The sequence below is a fragment of the Ruegeria conchae genome, assembly GCF_000192475.1.
Classification (GTDB): Bacteria; Pseudomonadota; Alphaproteobacteria; order Rhodobacterales; family Rhodobacteraceae; genus Ruegeria; species Ruegeria conchae.
The window spans coordinates 94,903-108,415 of sequence record NZ_AEYW01000024.1 but is presented as its reverse complement, the minus strand read 5'-3'; the positions used below and the strand labels follow the sequence as shown (position 1 = coordinate 108,415).

Annotated in this window: 12 protein-coding genes; 5 read left to right on the top strand and 7 right to left on the bottom strand. The window is 51.8% G+C overall.

Annotated elements, in window-relative coordinates; all coding sequences use genetic code 11:
• Positions 1-21: 21 nt before the first annotated feature.
• The 6 genes from G7G_RS0121025 to G7G_RS0121000 form a co-directional block, all read right to left on the bottom strand.
• Positions 22-1,386 carry a DUF2142 domain-containing protein gene (locus G7G_RS0121025; protein WP_010443451.1) on the bottom strand — a complete coding sequence of 455 codons (1,365 nt, stop codon included), beginning with the start codon at positions 1,384-1,386 and terminating at the stop codon, positions 22-24.
• A gap of 1 nt (position 1,387) precedes the next feature.
• Positions 1,388-2,389, bottom strand: coding sequence for a glycosyltransferase family 2 protein (locus tag G7G_RS23490; RefSeq protein WP_010443450.1), 1,002 nt, complete (start codon positions 2,387-2,389; stop codon positions 1,388-1,390).
• 209 nt (positions 2,390-2,598) lie between these two features.
• On the bottom strand, positions 2,599-3,615 hold the full coding sequence (arsB, locus tag G7G_RS0121015; RefSeq protein WP_010443449.1) for an ACR3 family arsenite efflux transporter: 1,017 nt from the start codon (positions 3,613-3,615) through the stop codon (positions 2,599-2,601).
• Complete coding sequence (arsJ, locus tag G7G_RS0121010) at positions 3,612-4,877, bottom strand: organoarsenical effux MFS transporter ArsJ (RefSeq protein WP_010443448.1); 1,266 nt, start codon at positions 4,875-4,877, stop codon at positions 3,612-3,614. The genes arsB and arsJ overlap by 4 nt, the downstream gene beginning before the upstream one ends.
• Entirely contained in the window at positions 4,874-5,872 is a 999-nt protein-coding gene (locus G7G_RS0121005) for an ArsJ-associated glyceraldehyde-3-phosphate dehydrogenase (protein ID WP_010443447.1), read from the bottom strand. Before G7G_RS0121005 ends, arsJ begins: the two co-directional genes overlap by 4 nt.
• Positions 5,869-6,702 (bottom strand): arsenate reductase/protein-tyrosine-phosphatase family protein, encoded by an 834-nt coding sequence (locus tag G7G_RS0121000; protein ID WP_029622246.1) that lies wholly within the window; start codon positions 6,700-6,702, stop codon positions 5,869-5,871. The genes G7G_RS0121005 and G7G_RS0121000 overlap by 4 nt, the downstream gene beginning before the upstream one ends.
• Before the next feature lie 121 nt (positions 6,703-6,823).
• Between G7G_RS0121000 and G7G_RS0120995 the strand changes: the two genes are divergently transcribed.
• A complete protein-coding gene (locus tag G7G_RS0120995; RefSeq protein ID WP_010443445.1) occupies positions 6,824-7,564 on the top strand; it encodes a phosphate/phosphite/phosphonate ABC transporter substrate-binding protein in 741 nt (246 codons plus the stop codon).
• Between the two features lie 49 nt (positions 7,565-7,613).
• Here G7G_RS0120995 and G7G_RS0120990 read toward each other — a convergent pair whose 3' ends face one another.
• The gene (locus tag G7G_RS0120990) at positions 7,614-8,285 is read right to left on the bottom strand and encodes a DUF1045 domain-containing protein (protein WP_010443444.1); all 672 of its coding nucleotides are present in this window, start codon (positions 8,283-8,285) and stop codon (positions 7,614-7,616) included.
• A gap of 36 nt (positions 8,286-8,321) precedes the next feature.
• Between G7G_RS0120990 and G7G_RS0120985 the strand changes: the two genes are divergently transcribed.
• From G7G_RS0120985 to G7G_RS0120970, 4 genes are all read left to right on the top strand, one after another.
• On the top strand, positions 8,322-8,558 hold the full coding sequence (locus G7G_RS0120985) for a hypothetical protein (RefSeq protein WP_010443443.1): 237 nt from the start codon (positions 8,322-8,324) through the stop codon (positions 8,556-8,558).
• Positions 8,559-8,825: 267 nt separating this feature from the next.
• Positions 8,826-11,618 (top strand): bifunctional aconitate hydratase 2/2-methylisocitrate dehydratase, encoded by a 2,793-nt coding sequence (locus tag G7G_RS0120980; RefSeq protein ID WP_010443442.1) that lies wholly within the window; start codon positions 8,826-8,828, stop codon positions 11,616-11,618.
• On the top strand, positions 11,596-11,859 hold the full coding sequence (locus tag G7G_RS24800) for an aminotransferase class V-fold PLP-dependent enzyme (RefSeq protein ID WP_083829043.1): 264 nt from the start codon (positions 11,596-11,598) through the stop codon (positions 11,857-11,859). The genes G7G_RS0120980 and G7G_RS24800 overlap by 23 nt, the downstream gene beginning before the upstream one ends.
• A 305-nt stretch (positions 11,860-12,164) precedes the next feature.
• The gene (locus tag G7G_RS0120970) at positions 12,165-13,322 is read left to right on the top strand and encodes an aminotransferase (RefSeq protein ID WP_010443440.1); all 1,158 of its coding nucleotides are present in this window, start codon (positions 12,165-12,167) and stop codon (positions 13,320-13,322) included.
• The last annotated feature ends 191 nt before the right edge of the window (positions 13,323-13,513 follow it).

Genomic DNA, 13,513 nt, shown 5'->3' with positions numbered 1-13,513 from the left:
CCTCCTGCATTTTACGCAAGCCTATATGTTGCTGGAGAAGTAATACCTTGCTTCCAAGGCTTCAGACGTTGCGAACAGGGAAAATGACAACAGTAATATCAGCAGCACATTCTCAGCCATTCTGTATTTTCTTGCCCTGCCATCGATAGTTCCACGCGATTGGAAAAGACAGGCCAGAAATAGGATGGGTAGCAAAAAGTAACGGCCCTGGACACCCAATATAGCTGAGGCGGGATGGGGCGTCCAAGTTACTAGAAGTGAAAAGAAAACTATGAAGAACCCACCAAATGCAGATGAAATCAAGGCAAATGAAGACAGCCCATCATCTATTCTTCCCTGAAGTATCGCAAACATCAGGATCAACAGGACAATAAGAAATAATGTAGTGTAGGTCTGAGGAGAGAATGGCACATCCAGCCACCCCAAAATTCCTAAAAATGTATGAAGGTAGTAAAGAGTTCTTTGTCCGTCCGAAAGCGTGGCCCAAAGAGTGTCCGCGAACTGCCAGGGATTGAGCACATAATATTCCAAGATCTGGGTCGTGGTCGCACCTAAATCTACGCGCATATCCTTAGTTATGGATAATGCAAATCCATACCAGGAAATGATCGCGATACATAAAACCATGAATAGGGAAATTGCAGGAATGCTCCGAAAGCGAACCCCGAACGTCAGGGGTAACAACACAAGTGGCGCCATGTGCAAACGGCACCCTGCAAGTAAGAAAATCAGGGCCGATAATCCAAGCATCCTTTGAATACTTGGCCGAGTGCTTCTTTTCATTATGTCGAGGTATAGCGCGATTATCAGAAGCACCATCGCCGTGGATATGAAGTCAATGCTGGCTGATGCAGCCTGAAACAGCGTCATCGGGAGGAATAATAGTGCTATCACCAAGGCCGAAGGCACCATAATTCGAAATGCCGCAAGCAAAATCAACGACCCCGCGCCAAGAGTAAAAAGTCGCGCAAGTTTATAGCTGGCATCGACACTTTGACCCAGGAACTCTCCACACGCGAGAGCCAGTGCTTGGGGTAAATAAATAAGAGGGAAATAATACCCTGTTCCAGGCAGTGTTTCGTAGGCGCGCTTGCCGCTCCAATCTATGTCTTTCGCAGAATTCAGTTGCGCTGAAGTGACCTTGACTTCCGGGTGATGCGGCAAGGATTTGAACTGCGCCATATAGTCGAGCAACCCAGTGTCCACATTCCCGCCTGATGCCCGACCCTCGTCAGTGCTTAACAGGAACTGACCTTTCGAGAGCAAATAGGCGCGTTCGACGTGATCGAATTCGTCGGGGGATTGGAAAGGCGGTGTCAGCAGGCCTATCCACAATGCGGCACAGAACACTGACAAGACCGCAAGCAAACTCCGATCGTACGTCATGTTATTTATCGTCTATCTTTGCGCCACTGCCGACAAGCATCGGTATGCGCCGGGTGATCCGTAGACGTTGAATTGGGACCTTTGGTTCAGATGCAATGTCATAACTTGCAAAAAACAGGAGCATCTGGAATCCAAGGACAATCGGTAATGCCGAAAGCATTACGGTTCCGGTCGTGGCTGGCACACCGGTCGCAACAGACTCTGACCATGCCACCGCACCAAAAATGACCCCAAACCCCAAGAGAAGGACTCCGAACAGGAGGTTCAACGACGCAAGAGAGAAATCGCGCAGAAAATACATGTAGATAACGCGCTTTAGTGTGGCGACCAAATGGCGCCAAAGAAATTCAAACATGACACGTCCGACGCGAAGCCCGCTGACTTCGTCGGCATAGACAGCTCGCATAGGGATATCGATCACGACAGCCCGCAGATCACCGAGACGAATGAGCATGTCACTTTCAAAGAAATATCGCTGGGATACTTTGTCGAGATCAATTGAGGCGAGCGTACGGGCATGTATCGCGGTAAACCCATTGGTTGGATCAAATATGCTCCAGTACCCGCTTGATAGCTTCGTTATAAAGCTAAGGAACGCGTTGCCGAACAGCCTGACCCAGGGCATTTCCCTCACCGCAGTACCCGAATAGAACCGATTACCCTTTACATAATCGGCTTCCCCAACTGCGATCGGTTGTACAAACTGAGAGATCAATTCAGGGGCCATTTGACCGTCCCCATCAATCTTCACGACTATTTCGGCATCTGCATCCAATGCTGCCCGATATCCCGTGATGACAGCTCCACCCACACCAGTGTTTGTCTTATGCCTTAAAACTGTCAGGCGGGGATCCTTTATTGTTTTTTCAATGAAACCACCAGAATCTTCGGGGCAGGCATCATCGACTGCAAAAATATGCTCTACTTCTGGACCGATACGCGCGATCACATCTTCAATGTGGCGCTTGACCTTGAAACAGGGAATAACGACTGCAATGCGCATATTTGATTCCCCGATTGAACCTCGGGTCCACTCCTAGCCTCACAAACTGTAATTATGTCAGTGATGAATTCCGCGCAAAACGACCAAAAGCGATAATACACGCACGTTGCATAAAAGCCCCACACGCGCGATCTGGAATGCTTCGCTGAACTCCTGGTTGGAAACAAAATTCAATCAGAGCATGACAGTTCGTAAGAAGTTTGTGGCGATTATTCCGGCACTGCAAACCGACTACGAGTGCGATTTGCAAATGCCACCAATGACAACATCACCGGGACCTCGACGAGCACCCCAACGACGGTTGCCAGCGCCGCACCCGAATTCAAACCAAACAAACTGATGGCAACCGCAACCGCAAGTTCAAAGAAATTCGAGGTTCCGATCATGGCGCAAGGAGCAGCAATTCGATGCGGAACTTTCAACGCATAGGCCATACCATAAGCCAAGAAAAATATGCTGTAACTCTGAACCAATATGGGCACAGCGATCAGCGCAATTACAAATGGCCGGGCCAAAATCGTTTGCCCCTGCAGGCCAAACAAAATGACGACTGTGGTGATCAAACCTATAACCGACCAGGGCTTTACACGTGTCGAAAATGTATCGATTGCATCTTGCGACCCAAGCCACCTGCGCGTGATCAACCCGGCTATTAAGGGCAGAACTACATAGAGTACCGTTGCCAGGACAAGCGTTTGCCACGGAACCGAAATCTCTGTGACGCCCAATAAAAATGCTACTATTGGCGCGAACGCGACAACCATGATCAGATCATTCACCGAGACCTGCACCAATGTGTACGTTGCGTCCCCTTTTGTAAGTTGCGACCAGACGAAAACCATTGCAGTGCACGGAGCAGCCCCAAGCAGGATCAGGCCCGCAGTGTATTGAGCCGCGTCTTCAGGTTGTATCCATGGGGCGAAGACGAACTCAAAGAACAAAACAGCGAGGATCGCCATGGTGAAAGGCTTTATCAGCCAATTCACGACAAGCGTGATGATCAAGCCCTGAGGCTGACGCGCAACGCCCGCGACAGCACTAAAGTCAACGCCAACCATCATTGGATAGACCATTGCCCAGATCAACAACGCCACAACCAGATTAACGCTCGCTACCTCTGCCGATGCGATAACCTCGACCAGCCCGGGCACTGTCTGGCCAATTAATACACCCCCGATCATGGCAAGCGCGATCCAGACGCTCAGGTAGCGTTCAAAGATACTCATAAGATTGCCTCATTGGTCGGTGCTGTAAGTTTACAGGATATGAGTGCAGAAAGGCCGATCATGATTGCTGCAGTGCCCAGCACAAATGGAAGCCCACCCAATTGATAGGTCACGCCAGACAGAACGGTACCGATCAATCGGCCCGCGGCATTGGCCATATAGTAAAAGCCTATATCCATTGTGACCCTTTCAGATTTGGTGAATGCCAGGATCAGATAGGAATGAAGCGAAGAGTTGATCGCGAATATAGCCCCAAAGAGCAGCAAACCAATCACCAATGCAAAGGTCAGCCATGCCTGCGCCCCTGTAGACAGCAGGGCTGCGACAGTCAGAATTGCTGGGATGCAGAATAAAACAGCAGCCCAGTCACGTGCGGCGCGTATCAAATCTCGTTCAGAGCGCTCAGACGCGCGCAGGATTTTTGGCGCACTGGCCTGAACCGCACCGTATAATATCACCCAGATGGCCATAAACGTGCCGATCATAAAGAAGGCCGCGCGGTTCGCTTCCTCAGTGCCATCGGATAGCACGGCATAGAAATAGATTGGAATGCCGACGACAAACCAAACGTCCCGCGCGCCGAACAAAAAGACCCGTGCCGCCGAAAGCCAGTTTACATTGGCCGAATTCGAATAGACCTCAGAGAACTTGGCGCCCTTTCGCCCATTGGGAAGACCGACTGGCATGAAGGCAAGAATAGCACCCAAAACCACAGCCAGTATAATCGCCATAAGTAAAACGGCCCAATTAATACCCAAAGTCGCCAACAGCGCCGCCCCGAACAAGAAACCAATACCTTTCACGGCATTCTTTGATCCTGTCAGGATGGCAACCCATCGGAATAGACCGCCACCTTCGGCTGGGGCAAGCAGTTTGACTGCCGATTTTGACGACATCTTTGCCAGGTCCTTGGCGACCCCACTTGCCCCCTGAACAATCATCACAAATGCCACCGAAACACTCATGGCCCATTGCGGGTCAAGCTGCGTCAGCGCTAGCAAGGCCACGATCTGCAGCGCCAGGCCTGCATAGAGAGTTGCCGCCAGCCCAAACCGGGCCGCAATCCAACCTGCAGCGAGGTTGGTCACCATTCCAGCGATCTCGTATAAAACAAACAGGTAAGCCAACTGCACCGGAGAGAAGCCCAGAGTATGAAAGTGCAACAGCACCAGCATCCTGAGCGCCCCATCGGTCAGCATAAACGCCCAATAGGCGGCCGTTACGGCGATGTAGGCCGGCAGACCATCAGGTCTTTGCGTCACAATGATGCCCCGACCATCAAGGCAACATCGACCAGGCGATGCGCATATCCGAATTCATTGTCATACCACGCATAGATTTTCACCTGGGTGCCATTCACCACCATGGTTGAAGGTGCATCAACGATCGAAGAGCGTTGGTCGTTTGTATAATCTGCCGACACCAAGGGTCGCGTTTCATAACCTAGAATACCGCTGAGTTGCCCTTCAGCGGCAGCCTTGAACAAGCCATTGACCTCCTCAATGGTTGTTTCTCGTTCAACCTCGAAAACACAATCTGTCAGCGACGCATTCAGCAATGGAACACGCACGGCATGGCCATTCAATCGACCCTTTAGTTCCGGATAGATCAGCGTAATGGCCGTTGCTGATCCAGTTGTGGTTGGGATCAACGAATTCAATGCCGAGCGCGCACGACGCAGGTCCTTGGCGGGACGATCTACCATTGTCTGCGTGTTGGTCACGTCATGAATCGTGGTCATCGACCCGTGCCGGATTCCAAGGTTTTCATGAATGACTTTTACGACCGGAGCGAGACAATTGGTCGTGCAGGATGCTGCAGTCACAATGTGATGCATTTTGGGGTCATATGTATCTTCGTTGACACCATATACAATGTTAGAGGCCGGACCGCCCTTGACCGGCGCAGAGACAACCACCTTCTTAACACCGGCTTCAAAATACGGGGCCAACTTGACCTCGGTCTTGAAGGCACCCGTGCAATCGATCACCATGTCGATGCCATCCAGTGGGAGTTTTGTCAGGTCGTTTGTTCCGACGAACGGTATGCGCGTTCCATTGATGGTGATGCTTTCGTCATCATGATCGAAAGACCCAGCCCAACGGCCGTGCACAGAATCAAACTCTAACAAGTGCGCGTGCATTGCGGCGTTACCCACCGCGTCGTTGATCCATGCGACACGTGCCCCGCGTTCCAAAAGCGGCTTCAGGGCAAGCTTTCCCATCCGGCCTAGGCCATTCACTGCATAAGTTGTCATGTTGTACTCTCAGCGGCAGATTTGCCGATTTCATCGATGGCGGATTGCAAGGCGAGGCGATCAAGGCTTTCGACCGGCAACGCAGAAAAGGCCTCAATCCGACGTTTAAGTGCACCATAGGCGTTTTGAAACGCGAGGCCCTTCTCCGCATGGGTACCCTCGGCCTTGACCGGATCCGCCATGCCCCAATGACCGCTGATCGGTTGGCCATCCCAAGCCGGGCATTCCTCGTTTGCCGCCTGATTGCAAACCGTAAAAACGAAATCGAGGTCTGGTGCATTCGGCCCTGAGAATTCAGCTATGTTCTTTGAACGCAAAGCCGAGATATCGTGGCCTTTGTCTTTCAGCACCTGAAGGGCAAACGGGTTCAATTCAGAGGAAGGCTTGATCCCTGCCGAGAATACATTGAACCGATCCCCGGCAATTTCACGAAGCAGCGATTCCGCAAAGATAGAGCGGGCTGAATTTCCTACGCAGAGGAACAGCACGTTGAATTTCCGATCATCCTCGACGTCATTTCCCAAATCGAAGGGCATACACAAATCAGGTCGTCCGAGGCAGCAATCCAAGAATAAGTAGTCGAGCATTTTCCGCACAGAATGCATATCAATTGCATAGAGCAAAGAAGTTCCAACCCTCTGCTGATTTATGATCTGAGCGTTCTGCAGTGCACTAAGATAGCTCGACATGGTGCTGGGCTTGATATCGAGCGCCGAACCCAGCTCTCCAGCCGGTACCCGATCAGGATATCGCCGCATAAGCATCCGAAACACCGCTAGCCGATGTGGATGGCCTAATGTGTTAAGTTGGTTTGAGATATATGATTCCATATTTCGTGAAATATTAAAATTATATCTAGGATGCAATTACTTTCTATGAGCCAGGACTTCCAATGCAAGACAGACATGCTAACCAAAGGAACAGTGTGCACCAACCAAGGCTCTGAACAGAATGATTGCAAATCTGATGATGTATCAGCGCCCGCAGCTGGCAGCAGCCCATGATCGGTATTGGCAGCTGATACTTCGGAACCTGAATGAATTAGGTATAGATGGCCCCGAACATCTCTCTCAGAACGCAGAAGAGTTTTTTGTCTGGAAAAACCCGAATTTGGTATTAAGCCAGACTTGCGGCATGCCGTATCGCATCTGGCTGCATGACTTGGTCGAGCTGGTCGGCACACCGGACTACGGGCTTGAAGGCTGCCCCCCAGGATATTATCGAAGTGCACTTGTCGTGCGTTCCGATGATGCCCGACAGGACATCGTAGAATTCAGCGAGTCAATCTTTGCGTTTAATCAGACATTCTCGCAGTCAGGTTACGCTGCTCCGTACTGGCATCTACGCAAGCACGGTTTTTGGTTTCAAAATCGCCTACACACGGAACAGCATGTCAAATCAGCTCAAGCGGTCGCCTCAGGACGTGCGGACATCGCATCGCTAGACGCTATGTCCTGGAAACTGATGGAGAAGCATGATGCGTTCGCACAGGAATTGCGGGTTCTGGATTGGACCGCGCCTACACCTGGATTGCCGCTTATTACCGCGAATGGAAATGACGCAGATTCCATATTCAATGCAGTGAAATCTGCGATCGAACTCCTTGATCCGCTCGATCGGGGCCTTCTCGGATTGCGTGGTATCGTCCGAATTCCAAAAGACAAATACACCGAGATCCCCAACCCACCTTGATTTGAGCGTTTATCGAAGCTTCGGATCAAAGATTGAAAGGCAATCTGATTCAACCCGCGAGCTTGTAGCGATGAATCAACTCAAACCGCCCATCTTTGCGTTCACCACACAACGCGATCTGATCAACAACAAACGGAACCGGCAGCTCAGGCAGAGACTTCAATATCGTTTCTGTCCAGTCCGAAATATCCTGCTTGGGCAACCGTGCAGTAAGGGTCATGTGGAATCGGAATTCGTCCATCACATACGGGTAACCCCATTGGGTCAATAGGGCATTCTGACGGGCACTCATCCCCGGTCGCCGCCGCCGTTCAAGTTCTGCCACAGACAAGCGCGCTCGGAATTCATCCAAGTCTTGGACGCAGGCCGCAGCGACCCGTTGCAACGCATTAGATTCGCCGCGCGGTATCAGCGCCAAAAAGCGGCCAAGTCTGGTCAGTTCCAAACCGTCGCATTTCGCTGGAGCAAGCCCCGACGCCAACTCTGCCACGCGCATGTGCAGTTCCTCGGCTGTGCTGTCACCGGCCAACCGAAATGGCGGTTTCAACGTTCCGTGAAAGCCATATTTGCGCGGCGTCATCGTGATTCCATCCAAACCGGGAAAATCGAATAAAGGCGCTTCACACGCGCTGATAATGTCCCAACCGAGCCAGGATGCCCCGAAACGGGCAAACGGCCCCTGGGGTGGAACATAGTAGATCGCAAAACGAGTATACGACATGAACTCCTCTTATCCTGCATCCTCTGTGATAGCGATGTGTCAGGCATTCCGTGGCTTGCCAAGGTGCGGTTGGCTTTGCCTGATCAGGTTTTAACCGGGGCTGTGACCACCGAACAGGGCGTGGTTGCGGATACTCAAGAATGGGAGCACCGCCTTCGCGCTGGCCTCAACACTGTATTCTATGCACTGCACATTGGGTCTATGAACCGCGCCCTCACCCCCCATTGCTCGGCACCTGGAGCGATCGCAAAAGCGCTGTTTAACGGCAGGTAACCTTGACTAATCGCAGGTAGAAAAGGGTTGTCTCTAGGGCTTTGAGAATTGCGCCCACCTTTTCGTTGCCCATTCCCTGCAATCTTAAAACTTAGAGGGAATGCACCGGGATTCGAGATGGCCTAAAGGATTTTCATATAATATGCGGCAATCCGGCGCTTGAACTCCGTCAATCTAATGTATACGAAAGTATACTATACTGATCCAGCGACAATTATGCCGCCACGAATATCGCCCCATAGCATGCCAGAGATGCGGAAAAATAACATGAGCCTCTACAACGACTACTTGACCGAGATTGAAGACCGCAAGCAACAGGGTCTCAGCCCCAAGCCCATCGATGACGGTGCACTGACCCGCGAAGTTATTGACCATATCAGAGACTCCGGCAGTGCGCACCGCGATGAATGCCTGCACCACTTTATCTATAACACCCTGCCCGGCACCACGAGCGCCGCGGGTGAAAAAGCGCAATTTTTAAAAGAGATCATTCTGGGCACTGTTGAGGTCGAGGAAATCAAGGCAGCTTTCGCCTATGAGCTATTGAGCCACATGAAAGGCGGCCCGTCGGTCGAAGTGTTGCTTGACCTTGCACTGGGCACCGACGAAGCGACAGCGCGCGATGCGGCTGAGGTGCTCAAGACTCAGGTCTTTCTTTACGAGGTCGATACAGATCGCATCAAGTCGGCCTATGAGGCAGGCAATGCCATAGCTTCAGACCTTCTGGACAGCTACGCCAAGGCAGAGTTCTTTACCAAGCTTCCTGAGGTCGACGAAGAAATCAAAGTTGTCACCTATGTGGCTGCAGAGGGCGATATCTCAACCGACCTCCTAAGCCCAGGCAATCAGGCACATTCCCGCGCTGATCGTGAGCTGCACGGCAAGTGTCTGATTTCGGAAGACGCTCAAAAAGAAATTGAGGCACTGAAACTTAAGCATCCAGATGCACGTGTCATGCTGGTCGCTGAAAAAGGCACGATGGGCGTCGGATCATCGCGCATGTCTGGGGTTAACAACGTGGCCCTTTGGACCGGCAAGCAGGCTAGCCCGTATGTTCCGTTTGTCAACGTCGCACCCGTCGTGGCGGGAACGAATGGCATCTCTCCCATTTTCCTGACCACGGTAGGCGTGACCGGTGGGATCGGTGTGGACCTTAAGAACTGGGTCAGAAAGACGGATGAAGACGGCAAGCCGATCCCGAACAATGACGGCAACCCGGTGCTCGAACAGAAATACTCGGTTGCGACCGGAACCGTTCTGACAATCGACACAAAGCAAAAGAAACTATTTAGCGAAGATGGCAGCGATGAACTGGTCGATATGGCCGGATCATTCACACCGCAAAAGATGGAGTTCATGAAGGCTGGTGGGTCTTATGCCATCGTGTTCGGCAAAAAACTGCAGACATTCGCCGCTGAAACTCTGGGGATCGAAGCACCGCAGGTCTTTGCGTCTTCAAAGGAAATCAGCGTCGAAGATCAAGGTCTGACCGCGGTCGAGAAGATCTTTAACGCAAACGCACTGGGTGTAGCGTCCGACAAGGTGCTGCACGCAGGGTCTGACGTGCGGGTGCGCGTCAACATCGTTGGCAGTCAGGACACAACCGGACCAATGACGGCACAAGAGCTTGAGGCCATGGCCGCTACGGTCCTTTCTCCTTCGGTCGACGGGGCCTATCAGTCGGGATGTCACACGGCTTCTGTCTGGGATGCCAAAGCGCAGGCCAATACGCCCAAATTGATGGCTTTCATGCACAAATTTGGCTTGATTACCGGTCGTGATCCAAAGGGCGTCTATCACGCGATGACAGACGTTATCCACAAGGTTCTCAACGACATTACTGTTGACGATTGGGCAATCATCATTGGTGGTGACAGTCATACCCGGATGTCCAAAGGTGTCGCTTTTGGCGCGGACTCTGGCACCGTGGCTCTAGCTCTGGCGACAGGTGAAGCCACCATGCCAATCCCTGAATCCGTAAAAGTGACCTTTAAGGGCAAGATGGCTGATCACATGGACTTTCGCGACGTGGTTCATGCGACACAGGCGCAGATGCTGGCACAACACGGTGATAACGTATTCCAGGGTCGGATCATCGAAGTGCATATTGGAACGCTGTTGGCGGACCAGGCCTTTACCTTCACCGACTGGACTGCGGAAATGAAAGCCAAAGCTTCAATCTGCATATCCAACGACGAGACCCTGATCGAGTCACTGGAGATTGCCAAATCGCGCATCAAGATCATGATCGAAAAGGGCATGGAGAACGATGCCCGGATGCTCAACAGCTTGATCGAGATCGCGGACAAGCGCATCGAGCAGATCAGGTCGGGCGAGAAACCCGCGTTGACACCCGATGAAAATGCCAAATACGCTGCCGAGGTCATTGTCGATCTGGATGAAATCGTTGAACCAATGATCGCGGACCCAGACGTCAACAATGCGGATGTCTCAAAGCGTTATACCCACGACACCATCCGCCCGATTTCATTCTATCGCGCAGAAAAGAAAGTGGACCTTGGGTTTGTTGGATCATGCATGGTGCACAAGGGTGATATCAAGATCGTCGCTCAGATGTTGCGCAATCTCGAGGCTGATCAGGGCGATGTCACATTTAAGGCTCCGCTCGTCGTGGCCGCTCCGACTTACAATATTGTTGATGAATTGAAGGAAGAGGGCGACTGGGAAATTCTGCAGAAGTATTGCGGATTTGAGTTTGACGATGCTGCGCCTAAGGTCCAGGCCCGTACCGAATACGAAAACATCCTTTATCTTGAACGTCCGGGCTGCAACCTTTGCATGGGCAACCAGGAAAAAGCAGCCAAAGGGGATACGGTTCTAGCCACATCGACACGCCTGTTCCAAGGCCGGGTGGTTGCGGATTCCGAAACCAAAAAGGGTGAATCCTTGTTGGGCTCGACTCCTGTTGTTGTCCTATCGGCAATTTTGGGACGTACACCAACGCTGGATGAATACAAAACAGCGGTTGAAGGCATCGATCTGACCAAGTTCGCACCTCCAATCCAGAAGCCCTTGGCTGGTCTGTCCGTACATTTCTAGATCGGCAATCAACATCGGGAAGACGGTGGAAGATGCAGGGGCGTTAGTCTTTGTAGATGCGGTGCAATTTGCGCCGCATCACTTGGTCGACGTTAAAGAACTGGGCTATGATTTTCTGGCCTTCTCCTCGTATAAGTTTTTCAGACCGCATTTGGGTATTGTCTGGGGACGTCTGGCGTTGTTGACTTCGCTCTTCCCCTACAAGGGGCGGTGCGTGTCGGATGCAAACCCGAACCGATAAGCGATGGGCGCCCCTCGATACGAGGTGCTGGTGGGCCTGTCGGCGACTGTACGTTATTTTGAGGAAATCGGTTGAGCCACTGGAGGCAGCGGCGGAGATAAGAATCGCAAGGGTTGACCATGGATGATCGTCGGATCAGAACAGTGGCGATCTGGGTTCACTGCCCTGCGGCAAGGCTCGGTTACCTGACTACACCAGGTCAGTATATTTCCGTTCAGTCGGCTTGGGCCTTGAGGGCATCGCCATGGTTTGTGGCATCTGAAAGCTTCCTCAGGCGCAAGGACTGAGCAACAAGGAGAGATGAGATGAAAATCAAGCCTTTTGGCGTTGAGATCTGGATGAATGAATTCGAGAACCATTGCGAGTTCAATCTGGCCGAAACCTGTGTTGCATCTCTGACAATCGAGCAGCTTTTGGAATTGTCCGGCAAAAACTCCGACGTTCTTGACGATCTCAAACCAATGAAGCTGACCTATGGCGCGATCGAAGGGTCTGACCGATTGCGTGATGCGATTGCGACGCTTTATGAACGGCAAGAGCGCCAAAATATTGTCGTCACACACGGGGCAATCGGGGCTAATGCGCTGGTCCATGAAACGCTGGTCGAACCGGGCGACCACGTGATCTCGGTCCGGCCAACCTATCAACAGCATTATTCGATCCCCGAGAGTTATGGCGCCACAGTTGATATCCTTCACCTGCGGCCAGAAATCGGCTTTTTGCCCGATCTCGATGAATTCGCCAATTTGATCCGACCAGACACAAAGTTGATCGCAATCAATAACCCCAACAATCCGACCGGCGCATTGATGGATGCAGGCTACCTGGAGCAGTTCATTGAGATTGCCCGGCGCAGTCAGACCTATGTGCTGTGTGACGAGGTGTATCGTGGCACCAGCCAAACCGGCGACGGATTCTGCCCCGCGATAGCGGACCTCTATGAACGAGGTATCAGCGTGGCCGGTATGTCCAAGACCTTTTCGCTGGCAGGATTGAGACTGGGTTGGATCGCAGCGGCAACGGAGGTGCTGGAGGCGGTCTCCATCCATCGCGATTACAACACGATCAGCGTTGGAATGCTTGACGATTATTTCGCCGCCCTCGCGCTGGAAAACAAATCCCGCATTCTGGAGCGCAGCCACCGTATTACCCGCGGAAACCTACAAATCCTTGATGATTGGGTATCGAATGAACCCAGGATTTCTTATGTCAAGCCACAGGCGGGCACCACCGCGTTGCTTAAATACGATTTCGATATGTCGTCTCGCGAATTCTGTGTCTCACTGCTGGAAGAAACTGGGGTGATGTTCACACCTGGCTCAGTTCTGCATATGGAGGGTTGGTTACGTATCGGTTACGCCAACAACCCTGAAATTCTTAAAACCGGTCTTGAAAAGGTCAGCGGCTATCTGAAGCGGCTCGAAGAGAGAGGCGTTCCCTTCGCCACAGAAACCATCACTTGAACGGGCCAATCCAAGAAAAACTCTGGAATGCAATGCAGAACCACCCACGTTTTCTGTCTGCATTTTTATAAGTTAAACAGACGGTTCTTTAAAGAACCGTGCAGAAGGCCTCGTTCAAAGCCCCGTACGTTTTTCGAATTGCCCCGGGCCCGTATGTAGTCGCCACATTGAATTTGTTGCGTTGTCTTTTG

Bases quoted from the DNA above. Each gene is read 5' to 3' on its own strand.
- G7G_RS0121025 (WP_010443451.1), bottom strand. From the start codon at position 1,386: ATGACGTACGATCGGAGTTTGCTTGCGGTCTTGTCAGTGTTCTGTGCC.
- G7G_RS23490 (WP_010443450.1), bottom strand. From the start codon at position 2,389: ATGCGCATTGCAGTCGTTATTCCCTGTTTCAAGGTCAAGCGCCACATT.
- arsB (WP_010443449.1), bottom strand. From the start codon at position 3,615: ATGAGTATCTTTGAACGCTACCTGAGCGTCTGGATCGCGCTTGCCATG.
- G7G_RS0121005 (WP_010443447.1), bottom strand. From the start codon at position 5,872: ATGACAACTTATGCAGTGAATGGCCTAGGCCGGATGGGAAAGCTTGCC.
- G7G_RS0121000 (WP_029622246.1), bottom strand. From the start codon at position 6,702: ATGGAATCATATATCTCAAACCAACTTAACACATTAGGCCATCCACAT.
- G7G_RS0120995 (WP_010443445.1), top strand. From the start codon at position 6,824: ATGATTGCAAATCTGATGATGTATCAGCGCCCGCAGCTGGCAGCAGCC.
- G7G_RS0120990 (WP_010443444.1), bottom strand. From the start codon at position 8,285: ATGTCGTATACTCGTTTTGCGATCTACTATGTTCCACCCCAGGGGCCG.
- G7G_RS0120980 (WP_010443442.1), top strand. From the start codon at position 8,826: ATGAGCCTCTACAACGACTACTTGACCGAGATTGAAGACCGCAAGCAA.
- G7G_RS0120970 (WP_010443440.1), top strand. From the start codon at position 12,165: ATGAAAATCAAGCCTTTTGGCGTTGAGATCTGGATGAATGAATTCGAG.